The sequence below is a fragment of the Marinimicrobium sp. C6131 genome (genome assembly GCF_026153455.1).
In the GTDB taxonomy this organism is placed as follows: Bacteria; Pseudomonadota; Gammaproteobacteria; order Pseudomonadales; family Cellvibrionaceae; genus Marinimicrobium.
On record NZ_CP110629.1, the window covers coordinates 1,711,979 to 1,734,172 of the forward strand.

20 protein-coding genes are annotated in these 22,194 nt (G+C 58.3%); 7 read left to right on the plus strand and 13 right to left on the minus strand.

Annotated elements, in window-relative coordinates; all coding sequences use genetic code 11:
• Position 1: 1 nt before the first annotated feature.
• From lpxA to rpsB, 13 genes are all read right to left on the minus strand, one after another.
• Positions 2–772 carry an acyl-ACP--UDP-N-acetylglucosamine O-acyltransferase gene (gene lpxA, locus OOT55_RS07260; protein WP_265368443.1) on the minus strand — a complete coding sequence of 257 codons (771 nt, stop codon included), beginning with the start codon at positions 770–772 and terminating at the stop codon, positions 2–4.
• 70 nt (positions 773–842) lie between these two features.
• Positions 843–1,280, minus strand: a complete 438-nt coding sequence (gene fabZ / locus OOT55_RS07265) for a 3-hydroxyacyl-ACP dehydratase FabZ (protein WP_024460588.1) — start codon at positions 1,278–1,280, stop codon at positions 843–845.
• Positions 1,281–1,370: 90 nt separating this feature from the next.
• Positions 1,371–2,381, minus strand: a complete 1,011-nt coding sequence (gene lpxD / locus OOT55_RS07270) for a UDP-3-O-(3-hydroxymyristoyl)glucosamine N-acyltransferase (RefSeq protein ID WP_265368444.1) — start codon at positions 2,379–2,381, stop codon at positions 1,371–1,373.
• Positions 2,382–2,395: 14 nt separating this feature from the next.
• Positions 2,396–2,911 carry an OmpH family outer membrane protein gene (locus OOT55_RS07275; RefSeq protein WP_265368445.1) on the minus strand — a complete coding sequence of 172 codons (516 nt, stop codon included), beginning with the start codon at positions 2,909–2,911 and terminating at the stop codon, positions 2,396–2,398.
• A 126-nt stretch (positions 2,912–3,037) separates the two neighbouring features.
• Positions 3,038–5,683 (minus strand): outer membrane protein assembly factor BamA, encoded by a 2,646-nt coding sequence (gene bamA / locus OOT55_RS07280; RefSeq protein WP_265368446.1) that lies wholly within the window; start codon positions 5,681–5,683, stop codon positions 3,038–3,040.
• A gap of 108 nt (positions 5,684–5,791) precedes the next feature.
• Complete coding sequence (gene rseP, locus OOT55_RS07285; RefSeq protein WP_265368447.1) at positions 5,792–7,144, minus strand: sigma E protease regulator RseP; 1,353 nt, start codon at positions 7,142–7,144, stop codon at positions 5,792–5,794.
• 10 nt (positions 7,145–7,154) lie between these two features.
• Positions 7,155–8,342: a 1-deoxy-D-xylulose-5-phosphate reductoisomerase gene (gene ispC, locus OOT55_RS07290; RefSeq protein ID WP_265368448.1), complete on the minus strand. Its 1,188-nt coding sequence runs from the start codon at positions 8,340–8,342 to the stop codon at positions 7,155–7,157.
• Positions 8,343–8,349: 7 nt separating this feature from the next.
• On the minus strand, positions 8,350–9,216 hold the full coding sequence (locus OOT55_RS07295; protein WP_265368449.1) for a phosphatidate cytidylyltransferase: 867 nt from the start codon (positions 9,214–9,216) through the stop codon (positions 8,350–8,352).
• Complete coding sequence (uppS, locus tag OOT55_RS07300) at positions 9,209–9,958, minus strand: polyprenyl diphosphate synthase (protein WP_265368450.1); 750 nt, start codon at positions 9,956–9,958, stop codon at positions 9,209–9,211. Before uppS ends, OOT55_RS07295 begins: the two co-directional genes overlap by 8 nt.
• A 65-nt stretch (positions 9,959–10,023) precedes the next feature.
• A complete protein-coding gene (gene frr, locus OOT55_RS07305; protein WP_265368451.1) occupies positions 10,024–10,581 on the minus strand; it encodes a ribosome recycling factor in 558 nt (185 codons plus the stop codon).
• Complete coding sequence (gene pyrH / locus OOT55_RS07310; protein WP_024460596.1) at positions 10,571–11,314, minus strand: UMP kinase; 744 nt, start codon at positions 11,312–11,314, stop codon at positions 10,571–10,573. Before pyrH ends, frr begins: the two co-directional genes overlap by 11 nt.
• Before the next feature lie 88 nt (positions 11,315–11,402).
• Positions 11,403–12,278, minus strand: coding sequence for a translation elongation factor Ts (gene tsf / locus OOT55_RS07315; protein ID WP_265368452.1), 876 nt, complete (start codon positions 12,276–12,278; stop codon positions 11,403–11,405).
• Positions 12,279–12,377: 99 nt separating this feature from the next.
• On the minus strand, positions 12,378–13,121 hold the full coding sequence (rpsB, locus tag OOT55_RS07320) for a 30S ribosomal protein S2 (protein ID WP_265368453.1): 744 nt from the start codon (positions 13,119–13,121) through the stop codon (positions 12,378–12,380).
• A 332-nt stretch (positions 13,122–13,453) separates the two neighbouring features.
• On the opposite strand from rpsB, the gene uxuA reads away from it, so the two are divergent.
• The 7 genes from uxuA (at position 13,454) to OOT55_RS07355 (ending at position 22,192) form a co-directional block, all read left to right on the plus strand.
• A complete protein-coding gene (uxuA, locus tag OOT55_RS07325; RefSeq protein WP_265368454.1) occupies positions 13,454–14,638 on the plus strand; it encodes a mannonate dehydratase in 1,185 nt (394 codons plus the stop codon).
• Positions 14,639–14,716: 78 nt separating this feature from the next.
• Positions 14,717–15,487 carry a type I methionyl aminopeptidase gene (gene map, locus OOT55_RS07330; protein WP_265368455.1) on the plus strand — a complete coding sequence of 257 codons (771 nt, stop codon included), beginning with the start codon at positions 14,717–14,719 and terminating at the stop codon, positions 15,485–15,487.
• Positions 15,488–15,489: 2 nt separating this feature from the next.
• The gene (locus tag OOT55_RS07335) at positions 15,490–18,201 is read left to right on the plus strand and encodes a [protein-PII] uridylyltransferase (RefSeq protein WP_265368456.1); all 2,712 of its coding nucleotides are present in this window, start codon (positions 15,490–15,492) and stop codon (positions 18,199–18,201) included.
• 295 nt (positions 18,202–18,496) lie between these two features.
• On the plus strand, positions 18,497–19,711 hold the full coding sequence (dapC, locus tag OOT55_RS07340) for a succinyldiaminopimelate transaminase (protein ID WP_265368457.1): 1,215 nt from the start codon (positions 18,497–18,499) through the stop codon (positions 19,709–19,711).
• 322 nt (positions 19,712–20,033) lie between these two features.
• Positions 20,034–20,705, plus strand: a complete 672-nt coding sequence (gene nth / locus OOT55_RS07345; RefSeq protein ID WP_265368458.1) for an endonuclease III — start codon at positions 20,034–20,036, stop codon at positions 20,703–20,705.
• Positions 20,706–20,745: 40 nt separating this feature from the next.
• Positions 20,746–21,135 carry a SirB2 family protein gene (locus OOT55_RS07350; protein ID WP_265368459.1) on the plus strand — a complete coding sequence of 130 codons (390 nt, stop codon included), beginning with the start codon at positions 20,746–20,748 and terminating at the stop codon, positions 21,133–21,135.
• Positions 21,136–21,139: 4 nt separating this feature from the next.
• On the plus strand, positions 21,140–22,192 hold the full coding sequence (locus OOT55_RS07355) for a lysylphosphatidylglycerol synthase transmembrane domain-containing protein (protein ID WP_265368460.1): 1,053 nt from the start codon (positions 21,140–21,142) through the stop codon (positions 22,190–22,192).
• Positions 22,193–22,194: the final 2 nt, after the last annotated feature.

The following is a 22,194-nucleotide window of genomic DNA, read 5'->3' on the forward strand; positions in this document are numbered from 1 at the left end:
CCTAGCGAACAATACCGCGTGAGGAGTGCCGGATAGAGTCCACCATCACGCCGAGCGCCTCGCAATCGGCAGCCATCGCTTCGAGCTCGGTCAACGCCTCGCCGAGCGTCAGACCACGGCGATACAGGATTTTGAAGGCTTTCTGAATCGTGGCCACTTCCGACTTGTCAAAGCCGCGGCGCTTGAGCCCTTCGGCGTTGATACTCTTCGCTTCTGCCGGGTTGCCGTTGGCCATAACGTAAGCTGGCAGATCCTTACCCAGTGCGGTGCCCATACCGGTAAAGCTGTGCGCGCCGATATGACAGTACTGATGCACCAGAGTAAATCCGCTCAGAATGGCCCAGTCGCCAATATGGACATGACCCGCCAGGGCGGTGTTGTTGACCAGGATACAATGGTTGCCCACCACGCTGTCGTGGCCGATATGCACGTAGGCCATTAACAGGTTGTGATCACCAATGGTGGTCTCGCTGCGATCCTGAACCGTTCCCCGGTGGATGGTTACCCCTTCCCGGATAATGTTGTGATCGCCGATGACCAGTCGAGTGGGCTCCCCTTTATACTTGAGATCCGGGGTTGCTTCGCCCACCGTCGAGAATTGATAAATATGGTTGTGTTCGCCAATCCGGGTGGGTCCCTTGATTACGACATGGGACTCAATCACCGTACCCGAGCCAATTTCGACATCAGCACCGATTATCGTCCAGGGCCCGACCTCGACATCGGGCGCCAACCGGGCATCGGAATGAATAATCGCAGTGGGGTGAATCAAGACTGTTCTCGCTCTTGTCCGGGAAGTTCGAGGGTGGAGAGGTGCTCAAACAGAACACCCCGGGCTCCGATTAAACCTTGCGGTCCGCACACAGGATGTTGGCGGAGGCGGCCAGAACACCGTCGACCGTGGCTTTGCACTCAAACTTCCAGATACCCCGCTTCACAGAAACCACCCGGGATTCCAGTGTCAGGCGATCACCGGGGATGACCTGGCGTTTGAAGCGCACATCATCAACGCCGGCAAACAGGTAAATGGAACCATCCTCCGGTTTTTTGTTCATTGTCTTGAACCCCAGAATACCCGACGCCTGCGCCAACGCTTCCAGAATCATGACACCGGGAAATACCGGGCTTTGCGGAAAGTGACCGTTAAACACCTCTTCGTTGACCGAAATGTTTTTGTAAGCGACGATTGATTCGCCCTCTACCAGCTCCACAACCCGATCCACCAGAAGAAACGGATAGCGGTGTGGCAGGTATTCTCGTATTTCTCGTACATCCATCATAGTCAACGACCCCTGGGTATTCATGATAGCCCGCCTGAGTCGGCCGGCAGTTTATCTCTGACGCCACCTTACCGGTAGCGATAGGTTCACTTATTCGTCGAGCTTTTTCAGGCGTGTGGCCAGCTCATTCAACTGCTTAAAACGCACGGCATTGCGGCGCCACTCACGGGTGGGCGCCAGTGGGGTTCCGGAAGAATAGGAACCGGGCTCGTGAAGGGAATGCGTGACCAGGCTCATGGCCGTAATGTGCACCCTGTCGGCGATCGTCAGATGCCCCACAATGCCAACTCCGCCGGCAATGGTGCAATTCTCCCCTACCGTGGTGCTCCCGGCAATACCCGCCTGTCCTGCAATTGCCGTGTTTCGTCCGATACAGACGTTGTGGGCAATCTGGACCTGATTGTCGATTTTTACGCCATCTGCAATTCGGGTATCGTCCAGAGCGCCCCGATCTACTGTCGTCCCCGCACCGATTTCAACATCATTACCAATCACAACGCTGCCCAACTGGTGGATTTTCAACCAGCCGTCGGCGGTGGGGGCAAACCCGAACCCGTCCGCGCCGATCACGGCGCCGCTGTGAATCACGCAGCGATCACCAATGCGAATATCGTGGTAGAGCACGGCACGGGCGGAAATTCGGCTCCCGGCGCCGATATGACAGCCATCCCCAATACAGGCGCCTGCCCCTATTTCCACTCCTTCCGCCAGAACCACTTGCCGACCCAGTGTCGCGTTGGGGCCAATACGCACTCCCTCCGCCAGCTGACAGCCCTCGCCAATGACCGCCGAAGGGTGGCAACCGGCCGGGACCAGTGGTCGATCATCGAAACGCTCTGTCAACCGGGCATAGGCTTCATAGGGATTGGCGGCGAGCAGCTTGTTCCCCGGGTATTCTGCGGCCAGATCCGGGCGCATGATCACGGCCGAGGCGCGGGTACTCGCCAGATATTTCCGGTAAACCGGATTGGCGATGAAGCTCAACTGCCCCGGCAGAGCCGACTGCAGCGTCCCCAGTCCGCTCAGAGGGCAGTTGCCATCTCCTTCAAAGTCGGCGTCGAGCCACGCCGCCAACTCCGCCAGAGTCAAGGTGGGTGACACGCTCAGGCCCTCTATCAGTTGGCCTTGTTCAGCATTTCAGTCAGATCATCGGTGATATCATACTCTGCCGAGGCGTGAAACGCGCTTTGACTGTTCAATACCAGACCGATTTTCTCCGCTTCTATCAGTTGCGCCAGGGCTGACTGGGTCTGTTCACCCATTTCCTGCATGATCACCTGCATCACCTGCTGGCGCTCTCCCTGGAGGCCCTGTACCGTGCGCTCGTACTGCTCACGCAGCTCGCGCATTTCCTGCTGCTTGGCCTGTTTCTGCTCGTCAGACCAGGTCATACCGTTTTTCTGGGCGTCTTCCTGAAACGCCTGTAGCTCAGAGGTCAGGCTCTGGTAGCGGGTCCGCAGAGCGACGTAATCCTCGTCTTTTTCCAGGGCCTCCAGGCGCGTTTGCGCTTTTTCGGTGCCGAGAACAGCGGCCTGAAGGTCCAGCACGACGACTTTACCTTGCGCCAGCGCCACGGAAGAGCCCAGGAGCAGCACCAGACCGAGGGCAACTTTCTTTGCATTAGCCAACATCACGTTAATTTCCTCTGTATTATCAATAAGTTAGGAAATGAAAAGGCCCTGTATTCAGGGCCATTGAGTCCCCCGAGGGGGTCGTATCCTGCGGGCAAGGCCCGAAAAGGTGCCAATGATACCGCGTTAGAAGGATCCACCCAAAGAAAACTGGAAAAATTCCGCTTTGTCTTCCTCGTTTTCGTTGATTGGGCGCGCCACCGCGAAGGTCAGCGGACCAAACCCGGTAATCCAGGTCAGGCCAAAGCCCGCCGAGGCGCTCAGGCGATCGATATCCGGCTCGTAACAGTTGCGCTGGCGTTCGGAGCAGGTGGTGCTGAACACATTACCCGCCTCCACAAAGAAGCTGGACTGCAACATACGCTGATCCTTGATGAAGGGCAGCGGAAACAGTATCTCTGCGCCGGCCTCAATCTGGATGTTGCCACCGAACGCATCGTAGCGGCTGTTGCGATTGCTTAGCTGACTCTGGCGTACGCCGTATTGAGTGACCAATTCACCGGGGTTACATTTGAGGGCATCAAGATCGAAGTTTTCACCAAACGCCTCCCGGTCCTCACACAGCAAGTAGCCCGAGGAGGTTTCACTGTCGGAGATGACGCCATCGCCGTTGGCGTCGTCCCAGGCGAACGGTACGGTATAGGAGCGCTCTGCCGGCGTTGAGCGCGGCCCCAGGCTGTTGCGCTCGAACCCGCGCACCGAGCCGAAGCCACCGGCGTAAAAATGCTCGAAGAACGGTAGCTCCGTATCACCGTAACTGTCCACGAAACCCAGGTTGGTGCGCAACTTCAGGGTCAGAGCACGGGTCAGGGGCTTGTAGGTTTCACCCTGGAACTGGATTTTGTAGTACTCGAGATCCCCGCCCGGAACCGCCGCTTCAATCGAAAACCGCTGCGAGGTACCGCGGGTGGCGAGCATTCCCCGATTCAGAGTCGATTTGACGTAGTTGAACCCAACCAGTCCATCCTGAAACTCATTGCCATACAGGTCCAGGTACCCGGGTTCCCCCAATACAGACTCGGTCACCCGGTTATCGCTGTAACCATCCGGAAAGTCCTGTCCCATGGCGATATCTTCCTGCATCTGCTCGAGTTCGCTCTGGGTAATGTAGGGAGCCCCCTCGCCGATAATGGGGGTGCGGATGATTTCTCGCGGAGACGATGCCGACGGCTTGACCGTCAGATCGCGAGCTTCAAAGCTGAACCCGATGCGCTCGATTTCCGAGATCGGATAGCCAAAACTCAATCGTGCACCATAGGTGTCCGTGCTATAACCGGCCACACCATAGTTGGCGTAATCACTTTTAGTGTAGTAAAGGTTGATGCCGCGGCTCACCCCGTCTTTGGTGAAATAGGGATCGTTATAACTGAAATTATAGGCGGTCCGGAAGCGGCTGTTGCTCAGGGAGAACCCGACCTGCTTACCCGTACCGAACCAGTTGTTCTGCTGAATATTCGCCGACAGCAGCAGCCCACTGTACTCGGCATAACCGATTTGCAGCCCCATACTGCCCGAGGGCTGCTCTTCGACCGTGTATTCCACATCGACCTGATCACTGGTGCCCGGCACTTCATTGGTTTCGACGTTCACCTCTTTGAAAAAACCCAGACGATCCAGACGGATCTTCGAGTGTTCAATCTGGGAGTTCGAGGCGGCCCCGCCCTCCATCTGCCGCATTTCCCGGCGCAACACTTCGTCGATGGTCTTGGTGTTGCCTTTGAAATTGATACGACGCACATAGGCCCGTTGCCCGGGGTCGACAAAAAAGGTCACTTTGACAGTTTTGTCATCTTCGTTCTTTTCGGGAATGCCCTCCACTTCCGCGAAGGTGTAACCCTCATTGCCCAGCCGCTGGGTAATATACTCTGACGAATTGGTCATCAGAATCTGGGAAAAGTCGTCACCCTCGCGCAGCATGATCATCCGCCGGACCAGCTCTTCAGGCAGCTTCAGGTCACCGGCAAGCTCCACTTCACTGACCTTGTAAATATCGCCTTCGGAGACATTCAGGGTAATATAGATCTTGGATTTGTCCGGACTCAGCGCCACCTGGGTGGAGTCGATACGGAAACTCAGATAACCGCGATCCAGGTAAAAGGACTCCAGGGTTTCGATGTCACCGGTCAGCTTTTCCCGGGAGTATTTGTCATCACCGGTAATCCATGAAAGCCAGCCTGAGGACTTGAGCTCAAACCCCTCGAGCAACTCCTCCTCGCTGTAAACGTCATTACCGACGATATTGATGCCTTTGATCCGGGCCGGCTTGCCTTCATTGACGTTGACGGTCACTTTCACCTGATTGCGAGGCAGGTCCTCCACTTCGATATCCACCGAGGCCCCGTAACGGCCCTGGCCAATATACTCCCGTTCCAGCGCCTGACTGATCCCTTCCAGGGTCGCCCGCTGGAAAATCTGTCCCTCGAACAGGTCGCTGTCACGAAGACTGTTCATCAGGTCTTCGGTTTTGATGACCTTGTTTCCCTCGATGGTGATCTCGTTGATCGCGGGGCGCTCCTCGAGCTTGACCACCAGAACGTCGCCGTCGCGGCCCATGGCCACATCGGCAAAGTAGCCGACCTGAAACAGCGAGCGGGTCGCCATCCGTATATCTTCGGAGGTCACCTGATCGCCCACCCGTAACGGCAGAGCACTGAACACCGTGCCGGCCGACACCCGTTGCAACCCCTCTACCCGAATGTCACTGATCTGAAAACTCTGGGCCTGAACTACTGCCGATAGCAATAGGGCGACCACCAGACTTATCACTCGCATCCAAACTCGCATCATAGAAAAATTCTTTTTTCGGTTGAGATCAATTGCATTCGGCAGTATTGGCACCGCCACGAATCTTGTACATCCCGCATTGAAACCGGGTTTCGGTCAAAGCCGCATAATATCGTTGTAGAACGCCAGTACCATGAGCCCCACCACCATCACCAGTCCGATCTGGTAGCCGATTTGTTGTGCGCGATCGGATACCGGGCTGCCTTTGACCACTTCGATGGCGTAGTACATCAGGTGGCCACCATCAAGCACCGGAATCGGCAACAGGTTGAACACTCCAAGGAAGATACTGAGCAGAGCGACAAAGCCCACAAAGCTTTTCCAACCACTCTCGGCGGAATCGCCGGCCACCTTAGCAATGGTGATAGGGCCACTCAAGTTTTTCGTCGAGATTTCGCCCACCACCAGCTTTTTCACGGACAACAGGACGAAGCCGGCCGTCTCCCAGGTCCTGTCGACACCGGCCACGAAGGATTCCACCGGCCCGTAACGATAGGTCCTGATCCGGTCCTCGGGCCATGGCTGAGGCTGAATACCCACCCCAATGCGACCAAAGCGTTCACCATTCTCCTCAACGGTCTCCGGTGTCACCGATAGACTCGCCTGACCGCCATCGCGTTCCACGGTCATCTGAATTTCTTCTCCGGGACGTGCCCGAACGTAATCCACCCACTCGGACCAACCCGATACGACCTCGCCGTCGACGCTGAGAATGCGGTCACCCGACTGCAGTCCCGCAAGCTCCGCCGGACTGCCGGGGACAATCTGTCCCAGAATGGCCTGTGGTTCGGGACGATCCAGTGTCAGCCCCAACCCCGCCACCGGGTCCGGCTCCTCAGCGCCCCGCAGCCAGCCATCAAGTGGCGCCTGGGACATGTATTGCAGGTCTGAGCCCGGGTACTTCACCAGAAACTGGATTGTGCCGCTCTCGCCCAGACGACGCAGCAACTGCTGATGCAACGCTTGCCAGGTGGGCGTCGGCTCGCCATCCACGGCCAGAATTTCCTGCCCGGCCTCAAGCCCCGCCTGCGCTGCAATAGATCCTGGCTCTACCTCTCCAACAATCGGAATCGGCTCCCGGGTGCCGGGGATCATCAACAGCCAGAACAGCAAAATCGCCAGAATGAAATTGGCCACCGGCCCCGCCGCAACGATGGCGATGCGCTGCCAGACATTTTTACGGTTAAACGCCCGGTGCAGCTCCTCTTCCGGGACATCACCTTCACGCTCGTCCAGCATTTTGACGTAACCGCCCAGTGGTATGGCGGCCAGCGCGTACTCCGTCCCCTGTTTGTCCCGTCGGCGCCATAGCACCCGGCCAAAGCCGATGGAGAATCTCAGGACCTTCACCCCACAGCGGCGCGCCACGTAGAAGTGCCCAAATTCATGCACGGCCACCAGAATGACCAGGGCAACCAGAAACCAGATTATTGTCTGAACAAGAGCCACGGAATACCTCTCAGCGTGCGTCGATCAGGGATTGCGCCAGGCGTCTGGCCTCCTGATCCGCGGTTTGGACCACCAGCAGGTCCTCGGGTTCAGTCACAGTTACCCGCTCCAACACTGATTCGATCACCTTGGGAATATCGGTAAAGCCTATCTGGCGCTTGAGAAATGCCGCCACCGCCACCTCATTGGCCGCATTGAGCAGCGCGGGAGCCGTACCGCCCCGCGCGGCGGCCTCCACCGCAAGCCTCAGTGCGGGGAAGCGGTCCAGGTCGGGCGCCTCAAAGTCGAGGCGGCCGGTGGCGATCATATCCAGGCCGGAGACGCCCGAAGCGATTCGCTCCGGCCACGCCAGCGCATGAGCGATGGGTGTGCGCATATCCGGATTGCCCAACTGGGCCAAGACCGAGCCATCCACATATTCCACCATGGAATGAATAACGCTCTGCGGATGAACGACCACTTCAACTTGCTCCGGCCGGGCGTGAAATAACCAGCACGCCTCGATCAACTCCAGCCCCTTGTTCATCAGGGTGGCGGAGTCCACGGATATCTTCTGCCCCATATTCCAATTCGGGTGGGCGCAGGCCTGCTCGGGTGTGACCGCTGCCAACTGCTCCCTAGAGTACTCGCGAAAGGGGCCCCCTGAGGCCGTCAGCAGTATCTTTCGCACTCCGCAGCTGGCCAGACCCTCACTCAGGCAGTCCTGGGGGTGGGCAGGCAGACACTGGAAGATCGCATTGTGTTCGCTGTCGATAGGCAACAAGGTCGCGTGATGGCGCTCGACCGCCCGGGTAAACAGCGCTCCGGCCATGACCAATGCCTCCTTGTTGGCCAGCAACACTTTCTTGCCGGCCTCCACGGCCGCCAATGTGGGCACCAGGCCCGCCGCACCGACAATTGCGGCCATAACGGTATCGACAGCGGGGGCTGAAGCGACATCGTTCAACGCCTCAACGCCTGACAGGACTTCCGTTTCACTGCCCCTCGCCTTGAGCCAGGCCTGCAGTGCCTCGGCTCCGGCGGGTTCGACCACTACGGCATAGCGAGGCCGATGCGCAAGACAGGCATTCGCCAGCTTGCGCCACTGGGAAAAGGCGGTAAGCGCATACACTCGATAGCGGTCGGGGTGCCGGGCCAACACATCCAGCGTGCTATTGCCGATGGAGCCGGAGGCGCCCAATATCGTCACAAGCTGCATAATGACCTCAGCCCTGGGGCCAGCCGCCGGCCAGCAGTGCGAGTGCGAACACCGGTGCGGCCGACGTCAGGCTGTCGACCCGATCCAGAACACCGCCGTGACCCGGCAGCAGCGCACTACTGTCTTTGATGCCGCGCTGTCGTTTGACCATACTTTCCAGCAGATCACCGAGCACCGACACCAGGCTGGTTGGCAGGATGATGGCCAGCCAGAACAGCACACTGCCCTGCCAGAAATACCCCACCAGCAAAGCCAACAGGGTATTGGCTGCGACACCTCCGGCAAAACCCTCCCAGGTCTTGCCCGGGCTGACGCTGACGGCCAGTTTATGTTTCCCCCACCGACGCCCGGCAAAATAGCCACCGATGTCCGCACAGGCCACAATCGCCACCAACAGGACCAGCAGCCAAAGGCCGCTGTCCTGGACGCGCAAGTAGGACAGTCCCGCCCAGGCGGGCACCAGGACAAAAAATCCCATCAGTGCGCGCATCCAGCGACTGTGCCAAAGCAACGCACTGCTGGGGTAGCCCTGCACCCATAAAAGGGCCAGCGCCCACCAGACACAACCCACCATCAGGATGTTGCGAAACGCCAGGCTCTGGCTCTCCAGCAATTCACGGTTATCAAGCGCCTGTTCCGGCAGTTGGTGGACACCCAGGTACACGGCGCCCAGCGCCAGCAGTCCCCCAACCACCAATACGTACACGCCGCGCTGCCAACGCTGTGACAGACCGGAGAGATTGGCCCACTCCCAGGCACCGATCAGCGTAATGGTCGCGGCAAACGCGGAAAACAGAGGGCCGGGCAAATACACCAGAGCGAGGACAAAAACGCTTGCCAATACAACGGCGGTGATCACTCGTTGCTTAAGCATGTCTTGCCTCCCCGGTATGACCCGGCGCTTCGAGTTGATCGGCCGTCTGCCCGAACCGACGTTGGCGTTGGTAGAAATCCTCGGCGGCGGCTTTGAGTTCATCGGCACCAAAATCCGGCCAGAGCAATTTGCTGAAATACAACTCGGCGTAGGCGGATTGCCACAGCAGAAAGTTACTGATGCGCACCTCACCCCCGGTGCGAATCAACAGATCCGGATCGGGCAGATCGCCCAGACAGGTATAGCGATGCAGGGTAAACTCATCGATATCGGCCGGATCCAGGGCTCCGGCGGCAACCTTTTCCGACAATTGTCGCGCGGCCTGGGCGATGTCCCAGCGGCCGCCGTAGTCGGCCGCGATGACCAGCGTTGTGTTGCCTTGGCCGGTCATCGCTTCCGCCTCGGCGATGGCTTTCTGCAATGACGGACTGAATCGTTCGCGATTGCCCACCACACGCAGTCGAACGTTTTTCTTCCGGAGCTCTTTGACCTCCTGCTTCAGATACCATTGAAACAGCGACATCAAGGCTTCCACTTCTTTCTTGGGGCGCTTCCAGTTTTCGCTGCTGAACGCGAACAGGGTCAGAACCTCGATGCCGAGCTCCTGGCAGGCGGTCATGATGTCACGGATGCGCTCGGCACCGACTTTATGACCGGCCACACCGGACAGTCCTCGCTGCTTGGCCCAGCGGTTATTGCCGTCCATGATAATAGCGATATGGCGCAGGGAATTGCTGGTCACAAAAAACTCCTGGATCAGTTGCCGCGCGGGCCAAACGGGGTTGTCACTGAGACAACCCCATCGGCTCAGATTTCCATCAGATCCGCTTCCTTGGCACTGAGAGCCTTGTCAATCCGGGCGATGTATTTATCGGTTATTTTTTGAATCTCATCTTGAGCACGACGTTCATCGTCTTCGCTGATCTCTTTTTCTTTCAGCAGGGATTTTACATCCGACAGAATATCGCGACGCACACCGCGCACCGCGACACGAGCATTTTCCGCTTCGTGGCGCGCCTGCTTGATGTAGTTCTTGCGAGTTTCCTCGGTCAGCGGCGGCATCGGAATGCGAATGACGCCACCATTGGTGGACGGATTCAGGCCGAGGTCCGATTTCATGATCGCTTTCTCGATCTCCGGCACCAACTGCTTTTCCCAGGGGTTGATGCTCAGGGTGCGGGCATCTTCCACGTTGACGTTGGCAAGCTGAGACAATGGGGTCTCTGCACCATAGTAGGATACGTGGATGCCATCCAGAATACTCGGATGGGCGCGGCCGGTGCGGATTTTGTTGAAGTTGTTACCCAGCGCGTCGACCGATTTGGCCATACGGGCTTCGGCATCTTTTTTAAAGTCATTCAGCATTGTTTTTGCCCTCTTCGATCAGGGTGCCCTCATTGCTACCGACCACAATGTTGAGCAGAGCCCCGGTTTTGTTCATGCGGAATACCCGCACTGGCATATCGTGTTCCCGACAGAGGCAAATCGCAGTCAGGTCCATTACCCCCAGTTTACGCTCCAGCACTTCGTCGTAAGTCAGGCGATCGTATTTGGTCGCGGCAGGATCCTGCATCGGATCGGCGGTGTACACACCATCTACCTTGGTGGCCTTCAGCACAATATCTGCCTCGACTTCGATGGCGCGCAGACAGGCGGCCGAGTCGGTGGTAAAGAACGGGTTGCCGGTGCCGGCGGAGAATATCACCACCTCACCCGAGGTCAGGGCGCGGTTGGCCTGGCGACTGTCGTAGTGTTCGACGATGCCACTCATGGGAATGGCGGACATGACCCGGGAGGAGATATTCGAGCGCTCAAGCGCATCGCGCATCGCCAGCGCATTCATCACAGTCGCGAGCATGCCCATATGATCACCGGTGACGCGATTCAGGCCGGCGCTGCTGAGCGCGGCACCGCGAAACAGGTTGCCACCGCCGATGACCAGACCCACCTGAACACCGATGCCAACCAACTGGCCAATTTCCAGGGCCATTTTATCCAGCACTTTGGGGTCAATCCCAAAGCCCTCAGAGCCCATCAGCTCTTCGCCGCTGAGCTTCAACAGAATTCGTTTGTACTTTTTGTCACGCGCGCTTGGCATACAGGGATCTCCGCTAGGTGCTCATTCAACGTCAGAAAACCACCGGGTGTGCCCATCCTCGGGCCACCCGGCGAAAGAGCGGCGGTGATTAACCCTTGGAAGAGGCCTTGACCTGAGCGGCCACTTCTTCGGCGAAATCGACGGTCTCTTTCTCGATACCTTCGCCCACTTCAAAGCGCACAAAGCTCTGAATGGTCGCACCGGCGTCGGCGGCCAGTTTACCCACCTTGATCTCCGGATTCTTGACGAACGGCTGCTCAACCAGGCTGCCCTCTTTGAGGAACTTGTTGATACGCCCCATCATCATCTTTTCCACGATTTCAGCAGGCTTGCCTTCCATATCCGGCTGAGCCTTGATGATTTCCTTCTCTTTTTCCACCAGTTCGGCGGGCATATCGTCCGGGTTGATTACCTGCGGGTTCACCGCGGCCACATGCATGGCAATGTCGCGCGCCAGTTCGGCGTCGCCGCCGCCCTGCAACTGGGCGACCACCGCAATACGGTTGTTGGAGTGAACATACCCGTCGACCACGCCGCCTTCTACCACGGCAGCCCGACGCACGGTGATGTTCTCGCCAATTTTCTGGACCAACGCTTCGCGGTCGCCTTCCAGCTCGCCGTTCATCAGGGCCGCCACATCGCTCTGCTTGTCGGCAAAGGCCTTGTCCAGGACTTTGTTGACAAACGCCAGAAAGCCTTCATCGCGGGCGACAAAGTCGGTTTCACTGTTCACTTCCAGAATCACTGCGTAGCTGTTGTCGTCGGCCACTTTAACGGATACAACACCGTCAGCCGCGGTACGACCGGCCTTTTTGGCGGCCTTCAGGCCACTGGCCTTACGCAGGTTCTCGATAGCCACTTCAACGTCGCCTTCGGCTTCGTTCAGGGCCTTTTTACACTCCATCATGCCGAGCCCGGTACGCTCGCGCAGCTCCTTAACCATTGACGCAGAAATCGCTGCCATGTCGCTATCCTCTTGAAATGGGTCTAACTCAATATTCGAAAAAAGGGGGCCGCCGTCTGGCCTGCCCCCTTGTCTTGTGCCGATCGGCCAGGAGCCGGTTTACTCGGACGCGGCTTCGCCTTCGGCGGGCACGTATTCATCTTTGTTGGGCACAGCAGAGGCTTCTTTCGCCCCTTCCAGGCAGGCATCTGCCATGGCGGAAACGTACAGTTTGATGGCGCGAATCGCATCATCGTTACCCGGGATGACATAGTCGATGTCGTCCGGGTTGCTGTTGGTGTCCACGATACCGATGATGGGCAGACCCAGCTTTTTGGCTTCCTGAACGGCAATGCGCTCATGGTCCACGTCAACGATGAACAGGGCATCGGGCAGGCCGTTCATGTCTTTGATACCACCGATGGAGCGTTCCAGCTTTTCCATCTCGCGGGTGCGCATCAGCGCTTCTTTCTTGGTCAGCTTTTCGAAGGTACCGTCCTGGCTCTGGGCTTCCAGGTCGCGGTAGCGACGGATGGAGGCGCGGATGGTCTTGTAGTTGGTCAGCATACCACCCAGCCAGCGATGGCTGACAAAGGGCATACCGGCACGCTCGGCCTGCTCTTTGATGGTCTTCTGGGCGGCGCGCTTGGTACCGACGAACAGTACCTTTTTCTTCTGGGCGGCCATTTTCTTGACCACGTCCATCGCTTCAGCGAAGGCCGGCACGGTCTTTTCCAGATTGATGATGTGAATCTTGTTGCGGGCACCGAAGATGAAACGGTTCATCTTGGGGTTCCAATAGCGGGTCTGGTGGCCGAAGTGGGCACCAGCCTGCAGCATATCGCGCATGCTTACTGTAGGCATTTTGTCATTCCTATCGGGTTGGGCCTCCATACACCCCGCCAGCCAACCCACTGAAAACAGCGAGCACCCAGGCTGAACGTGACGGTGTATGTGTGACGTTCATGGTTTATTTTGCCGCCCGTTTGATCGGGTCGGCACCCCACTGCCGTGCAAAGCACTGGCCGCGGAGCCGCGCTTTATACCATAATTTGCCCACCAGTGGAACCCGGACGAGACATCCACCCCACTCGCGCCGTTGCGTCCGGGTAGCCACTCATGTCTAATAGTCATACAGACACTAAACTCTTGCCGCCACGCCCGGCGGCAGCACTGGATGAGCAGAGAACGATACCATGAAAGAGACCTGGCGCTGGTTTGGCCCCAATGACACCGTATCCCTTGAGCAAATTGCCCAGGCGGGCGCCACCGGAGTGGTCACGGCACTGCATGAGATCCCCACCGGAGAAGTCTGGCCGCTCAAAGCGATTCTGGAGCGCAAGGCGCTGATCGAGGCACGAGGCCTGGAATGGGCTGTCGTTGAGAGCGTGCCCCTGCATAACGATATCAAGACCCGCAGTGGTGACTTTGAGCGACACATCGCCAACTACCGGGACACACTCACCAATCTCGCGGCCGCCGGGATTCACGACGTCTGCTACAACTTCATGCCGGTCGTCGACTGGACCCGCACCAATCTGGACTATGAGCTCGCCAACGGCAGCCGGGCGCTGCGCTTCGAGATGGCCGACTTTGCCGCCTATGACCTGCACATCCTCCAGCGTCGGGACGCGGAGGCCTGCTACTCGGCCGATGTCCTGAATCGGGCCGGGCAGCGATTCCGCGCCATGTCGGACGCCGAGAAGGCCCAACTGGAGAAAAACATCATTGCCGGCCTCCCGGGCGGGGAAGGCTCCTACGATCGCGAGGGCATCCGGGTGGCAATCGAGCAGTTTATCGCCCTTGGCGAGGAAGGGATGCGCGCCAATCTGATCGCCTTCCTCAAGGACGTCACCCCCGTCGCCGAGGCGGTCGGCCTGCGTCTGGCCATCCACCCCGACGACCCGCCGTTCTCGCTCTTCGGGCTGCCGCGCGTGGTGTCGACCGCCGCGGACGCCCGCGCCCTGCTTGACGCCGTGCCCAGCGAGGCCAACGGCCTGACCCTGTGCGCCGGTTCCTACGGCGCCCGGGCAGACAATGACCTGGTCGCCATGGCCCGGGAATTTGGCTCCCGCATCTATTTTGTGCACCTGCGTAATATCCGGCGCGAAGCGGATGGCTCCTTTTACGAATCAGACCATCTCGGCGGGGACAACGACATGGTAGGGCTGATCCGGGCCCTGCTGGACGAAGAGCGGCGCCGACGCAAGAACCACAGTCGACTGCCCGAAATCGCCATGCGCCCGGACCACGGTCACCTGATGGCCGAGGAAATCGGCCGCCCCGGAATCAACCCTGGCTACTCCTACGGTGGACGAATGAAAGGATTGGCCGAATTGCGCGGTGTCATTCACGCGCTGAAGTATGTGGATGCTGCCTGATCCCTGCATCCCGCAGACTGTCAGACGCTGGCCAGATCGTTTAGAATGATGGTTTTCCTTTCAATCTAGCGAGTCGACATGTCTGTCAGTATTAAAACCCCGGAAGAAATCGAGAAAATGCGCGTTGCCGGCCGCATGGCCGCCGAGGTGTTGGAACTGATCGAACCCCACGTTCAGCCCGGCGTGACCACCGCCGAGCTGGACCGGATCTGCCACGACCACATCATCAACGAGCAGAACGCGATTCCGGCCTGCCTCAACTACCGGGGCTTCCCGAAATCCATCTGCACGTCCGTCAATCAGGTTGTCTGTCACGGCATTCCCTCGGAAAAGAAGGTGCTCAAAAACGGGGATATCGTCAATATTGATGTGACCGTGATCTACGATGGTTACCACGGCGATACCAGCAAAATGTACTTCGTCGGCAAGCGTCTGCCCCACGCCGAACGCCTGGTCAAGGTCACTCAGGAGTGCCTTTATAAAGGGATCGAGATGGTCAAACCCGGCATCAAGCTGGGCGACATCGGGCACGCCATCCAACAGCATGCCGAAAGCAACCATTATTCAGTGGTCCGGGAGTACTGTGGCCACGGGATTGGCGCGGTCTTTCATGAGGACCCGCAGGTCCTGCACTACGGCCGTCCGGACACAGGGCTGGAGCTCAAAGAAGGTATGACCTTCACCATCGAGCCCATGATCAACGCCGGCAAACGCCACACCAAGACCAAAGGCGACGGCTGGACTGTGGAAACCAAGGATGGCCGACTGTCAGCGCAGTGGGAACACACCCTGGCCGTGACCAAAGACGGTGTAGAAGTCTTGACGGCCCGCCACGAAGAAGATTTCTGATCATGGATACCGCTGCGCTGCCCTACTTTGAACGCCCTCTGTTCTTTTTCGATCAGGCGCGGTTTCGACGCGCTCTGGCAGAGCAGCCCGTCATTACGGTCTTCAAGGACGCCATTACCGCCGCCAACCGGCAGTTTGATGCGCGCTTTCGCGAGGGCGAGGATATTCGCGCCCTGATTCACGAGCGCGCCCTGTTTGTCGACTGTATGCTGCACTATGCCTGGCATCGCAACCACTGGCCTCTGGGCATCAGCCTGGAGGCGGTTGGCGGCTACGGCCGCTGCGAACTGCATCCGCATTCCGACATCGACCTGCTGATCCTGACCGGCAATGACAATATTCGGGACCGCTGTCAGGAGCAGATCGAACAACTGCTCACCTTTCTCTGGGACATCGGCCTGGAGATCGGCCACAGCGTCCGCTCCCTGGAGGAGTGCGTCGGCTACGCCCGCAATGACATTACCGTCGCCACCAACCTGATGGAGTCCCGCACCCTGGTGGGCGACAGTTCGCTGCGCATTCAGTTGATGCAGGAAACCGCCCCCGATCAGCTCTGGCCAGCGGATGAGTTTTTCCGGGCGAAATGGCAGGAGCAGATTCAGCGCCACCAGAAGTACAACGACACCGAATACAACCTTGAACCCAACATCAAGAATGCACCGGGCGGCTTGCGTGACATTCAGATGATCGGCTGGGTGGCCAAGCGTTTTTTTCAGGTCCGAACGCTCAAGCAGCTTGAAGGCAAAGGTTTCTTTACCGAAGAAGAGTTCTCCCTGCTGCAGAGCGGCGAAGAATTTCTGTGGCGGGTCCGCTATGGCCTGCACCTGATCGCTGGCCGCGCGGAAGAGCGCCTGCTGTTCGACCATCAGCGGGAGCTGGCCGCCATGTTCGGCTATCGCGACAACAGCGAAAGCCTGGCGGTGGAGCAGTTCATGCACCGTTACTATCGCCTGGTCATGTCGCTACGCGAACTGAACGACGTGCTGCTGCAATTTCTGCACGAAGTCATCCTGCAGAAAGGCGTCAATAAAAATGTGACCGCGCTCAATGAACGCTTCCAGCTACGCGATCACTATATCGAGGCGGCGCATATTTACGTCTTTGAAGAGACGCCATCGGCACTGCTGGAAATTTTTGTCCTGATGGCCAAACATCCGGAAATCCAGGGGGTACGCGCGTCCACCATCCGTCTGATCCGCGAAAGCCGCCACCTGATCGACGAAGACTACCGTCGCCACCCGACCAACACCCAACTGTTCCTGGAGTTATTCCGCTACCCGGAAGGGCTGGTAGAGCAGCTCAAACGGATGTCCCGCTACGGCATTCTCGGGTTGTATCTGCCGGAGTTCGGCCAGGTCACCGGGCAGATGCAGCACGACCTGTTCCACATTTATACCGTGGATGCACACACTCTGAAAGTCATGCAGAACATGTGTGACTTCTGGGCCCCCGACGCCAAAGACGAGTTTCCGATCGCCGCTCATGTCATCAAACGGCTCCCGAAACCGGAGCTGCTCTATATCGCCGGTCTTTACCACGATATCGCCAAGGGACGCGGTGGGGATCACTCCACCCTTGGGGCGGTGGACGCCGAAGACTTTTGCCAGCGCCATGGGCTGTCGCCCCGGGAGACCCGGTTGATCTGTTGGCTGGTGGAGCAGCATCTGCTCATGTCCGCCGTGGCCCAGAAGCAGGACATTTCTGACCCGGATGTGATTCACGACTTCGCCCTGCGGGTCGGCGACCAGCAGCGTCTGGACTACCTGTATACCCTGACGGTCGCCGATATCAACGGCACCAACAAGGAACTCTGGAACACCTGGCGGGCCAGCCTGATGCGCCAGCTCTATATGGAAACCAAACGGGCGTTGCGCCGAGGCCTGGAAAACAATATCGACAAGCACGAGCTTATCGAGGAAACCCAGCAGTCAGCCCTGCGCAAGCTCGAGCGCAAAGGCATTTCCGCCGACACCGCCTGGCAACTGTGGAGCGACATGGGCGAAGAATACTTCATGCGCGAGACGGCACTGGATATCGCCTGGCACAGCGAGGCGATGATCCAGCACACCGACGACACACCGCTCATCCTGATCAAGAAAACCACCAACCGGGAACTCGAGGGTGCGACGCAGATTTTTGTGCGCAGCAAGGGTCGCAAGAATGTGTTCGCCGCCGTGGCGACCGCCCTCGACCAGTTGAACCTCAATATTCAGGACGCCCGCATTTACAACTCCAATAGCGGCTATACCGTGGATACGTTTTTTGTTCTGAATCAGGACGGTGAACCGCTGGGCGACGACCCGAAGGTGCTGAAGCGCATCCAGGATGCCCTGTTGGACGAATTGCGACTGGTGGATGATTATTCCGAGGTCATCAGCCGCCGTACGCCCCGTCGCCTCAAGCATTTTACGATGCCGACGCGTACCAGTCTGAGCAACGACATGATCAGTGGCTATACGGTGCTGGAGGTCATCAGCCCGGACCGCCCGGGCTTGTTGGCGTGTATCGGCCGAATTTTTCTGCAGTTTGATATTCTGTTGCAGAATGCCAAAATCGCCACCTTGGGTGAGCGGGTGGAGGATGTGTTTTTCATCACCGATAACGAGGGCGAGCCCTTGAGCGACCCGGCATTGTGCGAGGCGCTACAGCGGGAAATCTGCGAGCAACTGGACAAGCGCGCCACCAAAACCTCGGCGTCGGTGGTAAATTTCTAAGCTTTTTAAGTTGTTGGGTAGCGGAACGTCCGGCGGCTACGGGGTATACCCCGCATCCGCCTCAGTGCCATTGGCGAACTTTCATGGTGCAATGACTTACTAACGTGCTATCTCCAAGCAAGTATCGGTGTGGCACAGCGGAGGGAGGGTATTCCCCTTTGAGACCGTCACCGGCCTGGACGGCCGGTGCAGAGCGTACAGGGATGTATTCACAGCGTGTCTCAAAGGGGAATACCCTCCCGCAGCACTCAATTCGAAGTAACGGTATACACGTCCAGGACCCAAGACAAATCCAATGAACCCAGACCTGAATCACCTGCACCCTTATCCGTTTGAAAAGCTCGCCAGGCTCAAAGCGGGCGTAGAGCCACCGGAACATCTATCGCACATTGCATTATCCATTGGTGAGCCCAAACACCAGCCGCCGGAGTTCGTGCTCGACACCCTGAGTCAGAACCTCAACCGGGTCGCCAACTACCCCGCGACCAAAGGCCTGCCTGAATTGCGTCAGGCCATCGCCCAATGGGCCGAAAAGCGCTTTGCGCTGAGCCCGGGACAACTCGACCCCGAGACCCAGGTGCTTCCGGTGAATGGCACCCGCGAAGCCCTGTTCGCCTTCGCCCAGGCCGTGGTGGACCGCACCGCCGAACAACCTCTGGTGGTCAGCCCCAACCCGTTTTATCAGATCTACGAAGGCGCCGCCCTGCTGGCCGGAGCGCGTCCGGCGTTTCTGAACTGTACCACCGACAACCACTATATTCCCGATTTCTCAGCCGTCGACCCGAACGTGTGGACACACTGCCAGCTTCTGTATATCTGCTCACCGGGCAACCCCACCGGCGCGGTACTCACGCTTGAGCACTGGCGCACCCTGTTGGCACTGGCCGACGAGTACGATTTTGTGATCGCCTCGGACGAGTGTTATTCCGAACTGTATTTCGACGAACAGACACCGCCTCTCGGGTTGCTGCAGGCCTGCACCGAGCTCGGCCGTGAGGATTTCAGCCGCTGTGTGGTCTTTCACAGCCTATCCAAGCGCTCCAACCTGCCGGGGCTGCGTTCTGGTTTTGTGGCCGGTGATGCGTCGATTCTCGCGGAGTTTTTGCGTTACCGGACCTACCACGGTTGTGCCATGCCGGTGCCCTCGCAACTGGCGAGCATCGCGGCGTGGGAAGACGAAACGCATGTGCGGGCGAACCGGGATCTGTACCGGCAGAAGTTTACGGCGGTGTTGGACATCCTGGACGGCTGTCTGGATGTCTCCCGCCCCGAAGCGGGCTTTTACCTCTGGCCGCGTACGCCGGTGGACAGCGAGACTTTTGCCCGGGAGTTGTTTGCCCAGCAGAACATTACCGTCCTCCCCGGCAATTACCTGGCCCGCGACACCGAAACCGGCAACCCGGGCGACCACTATGTCCGAATGGCATTGGTGGCTTCCCTCGACGAGTGCGTCGAAGCGGCACATCGAATCAAGAGGTTTATGGCTCAATACGAGGTAAGAGCGTTGTAGGAAGTGCTGCGGGATGTCGCAGTACTAGGCTGGAACTTCGAATGGAGTGCTGCGGGAGGGGGTTCCCAGATAGTTTCGGGAACTAGGTAGTTCTGCAAAACCTCTGAGTGGCAATGAGGAGGATGCGCGGGAAGCCAGTTGAAGACTCTCGGACGCCTACATGGATGTAGGTGTTAGAGCGACGCAGGAAGCCAAAGCCGAGGCATGGATGCCGACGAGAAGCCCCCAGGGATGGGTTCACGGCGGGTCTCCAACGGGGGTACCCCACAGCCGCCGTCCTAGACGATCACCAAGATATTTTTAAAGAATGATGATCCAAGATATGACAAAGCCGGAAAATTTAAAGAAACCCGAACGAGTCGAGTTCATTTTGAATCGGCTCCAGGAACTGTACCCCGAGCCGCCGATACCGCTCGATCATAAAGACCCCTACACCCTGCTGGTCGCTGTGCTGCTGTCCGCCCAATGCACCGACGAGCGGGTCAATCAGGTCACCCCACACCTGTGGCAACTCGCCGACAACCCGAAAGACATGGCCAAAGTACCCGTCGAAGACATCCAGGCCGTCATCCGCCCCTGCGGACTCTCACCCCAGAAAGCCAAAGCCATCTCGAAACTGTCGCAGATACTGATCGACGAACACAACGGCGAAGTGCCGGCGGACATGGCCGAACTGGAAAAACTGCCCGGTGTCGGCCACAAAACCGCCAGCGTCGTCATGAGCCAGGCCTTCGGCGTGCCGGCCTTTCCGGTAGACACCCACATCCACCGTCTCGCCCAACGCTGGGGGCTGACCAGCGGTAAAAATGTGGTACAAACCGAAAAAGACCTCAAACGCCTGTTTCCCAAAGACCGGTGGAACGCCCTGCACTTACAGATCATCTACTACGGACGGGAGTACTGTTCCGCGCGGCGCTGTGATGGTACCGTGTGCGACATCTGCCGAACCTGCTACCCCGCTCGCAAACACCCGAAGAGGGTACAGAAACCCTGAGCTGCCTGTAACTACCCCATACCATTCAAGGAGTCCCCGGATGATCGCCCTGCTCAAACATCTGCACCTCACCTTCGTACTGCTGTCGTTTACCGGCTTTTTCATTCGCGGCCTCTGGATGATTCAGGAATCCGGCCTACTGAAGAAAAAGTGGGCCCGAGTACTGCCGCACATCAACGATACCCTGCTGTTGATCAGTGCCATCGCATTGGCGGTCGCCCTCGGCTATTCACCGGGTGATCACCCCTGGCTGATGACCAAAATCGTTGCCCTGTTTGTTTATATCGGGGTGGGAGTGTTGGCGTTCCGCCACCCCAGCAAACCGATCCGGATCGCCGCCTGGCTGGTTGCCTTGGGGCTGTTCCTGTATATCGTCAGCATGGCGCTGTATAAGCATCCGTTAGGCGTTCTACTGGCGTTCAATGCCTAGAACGATGACAACCTCACTCCCGGTATCCTGGCGGCGGCTGGTTCTGTTCAGCCTGAGCTTCGTAATCCTCACCGGTATCGGACTCTACTCAGTCTATGGACAATTTGCTGAACGGGAGCTGACCTTCGATACGCGACTGCTCCAGCCCTGGGTCCTGACGACCCTGTTCGGCCTGCTGGTCGCGTACTACGTTACCGACGCCCTGCGCCTCGGGTTCACACTCCAGGCCCTCGGGCACCGTATACCCTTTCGAAAGTTACTCTCGCTGGTGTTCATCAACCTGTTTTTTTCCAACGTAACGCCCATGGCCACCGGCGGTGGTTTTGCCCAGATCTGGTACCTTCGCCGACACGGAGTGCCGTTCGGCCACGCCACCGCGGCCACTACGCTGAGAACACTGCTGGCGGTGGCCTTTATCTTTACCCTCGCCCCCCTGAGTCTACTCACCCTGGACGTGTTCAACGGGGGACTGCTAAAGCGGGATATCGGAGTGGCACTCGCCGTATTCGTCTGTCTTTACCTCGGCTTCTTTACGCTGGTCCTGTTTCGCACTCGCTGGCTGATTACGCTGTTGAGCCGTCTGCTTCTGCGCCTTCACCGGTGGCACTGGCTGAATGCGCGACGCCATCGCCACTGGCAATTCCACATGCGTCGCGAGATGTTGCGCTTCGCACGCGCTTTTCGCGAGTACGGGTCCGGAAACCGCTGGGCCGTAGTCGGTTCAATCGTATTCACCGCCGGGTTCTTACTGAGTCTATTCAGTTTCCCGGCGCTGCTGTTATGGGGGCTGGGTTACTCGGTGAACTACCTGAACGTTCTGGGTCTGCTGGTGGTCACCACCTTTATCATGTACTTTTCGCCGACACCGGGCGCATCGGGAATTTCCGAAGGCGTATTCGGTCACTTCTTTCGCGCCCTGGTTGGCGGCCCCCACTTGTTGCTGGTCACCGTCGCCTGGCGTACGCTGACCATCTATCTGGGTATGGTCATCGGGCTGATTCTGTTCAAACGGGCCCTGGCCAACAGCCTGTTGAGTAACCACAGCCGGACCTCATGACA

Bases quoted from the DNA above. Each gene is read 5' to 3' on its own strand.
- fabZ (WP_024460588.1), bottom strand. From the start codon at position 1,280: ATGATGGATGTACGAGAAATACGAGAATACCTGCCACACCGCTATCCG.
- OOT55_RS07275 (WP_265368445.1), bottom strand. From the start codon at position 2,911: ATGTTGGCTAATGCAAAGAAAGTTGCCCTCGGTCTGGTGCTGCTCCTG.
- bamA (WP_265368446.1), bottom strand. From the start codon at position 5,683: ATGCGAGTGATAAGTCTGGTGGTCGCCCTATTGCTATCGGCAGTAGTT.
- ispC (WP_265368448.1), bottom strand. From the start codon at position 8,342: ATGCAGCTTGTGACGATATTGGGCGCCTCCGGCTCCATCGGCAATAGC.
- OOT55_RS07295 (WP_265368449.1), bottom strand. From the start codon at position 9,216: ATGCTTAAGCAACGAGTGATCACCGCCGTTGTATTGGCAAGCGTTTTT.
- frr (WP_265368451.1), bottom strand. From the start codon at position 10,581: ATGCTGAATGACTTTAAAAAAGATGCCGAAGCCCGTATGGCCAAATCG.
- pyrH (WP_024460596.1), bottom strand. From the start codon at position 11,314: ATGCCAAGCGCGCGTGACAAAAAGTACAAACGAATTCTGTTGAAGCTC.
- tsf (WP_265368452.1), bottom strand. From the start codon at position 12,278: ATGGCAGCGATTTCTGCGTCAATGGTTAAGGAGCTGCGCGAGCGTACC.
- rpsB (WP_265368453.1), bottom strand. From the start codon at position 13,121: ATGCCTACAGTAAGCATGCGCGATATGCTGCAGGCTGGTGCCCACTTC.
- uxuA (WP_265368454.1), top strand. From the start codon at position 13,454: ATGAAAGAGACCTGGCGCTGGTTTGGCCCCAATGACACCGTATCCCTT.
- map (WP_265368455.1), top strand. From the start codon at position 14,717: ATGTCTGTCAGTATTAAAACCCCGGAAGAAATCGAGAAAATGCGCGTT.
- OOT55_RS07335 (WP_265368456.1), top strand. From the start codon at position 15,490: ATGGATACCGCTGCGCTGCCCTACTTTGAACGCCCTCTGTTCTTTTTC.
- dapC (WP_265368457.1), top strand. From the start codon at position 18,497: ATGAACCCAGACCTGAATCACCTGCACCCTTATCCGTTTGAAAAGCTC.
- nth (WP_265368458.1), top strand. From the start codon at position 20,034: ATGACAAAGCCGGAAAATTTAAAGAAACCCGAACGAGTCGAGTTCATT.
- OOT55_RS07350 (WP_265368459.1), top strand. From the start codon at position 20,746: ATGATCGCCCTGCTCAAACATCTGCACCTCACCTTCGTACTGCTGTCG.
- OOT55_RS07355 (WP_265368460.1), top strand. From the start codon at position 21,140: ATGACAACCTCACTCCCGGTATCCTGGCGGCGGCTGGTTCTGTTCAGC.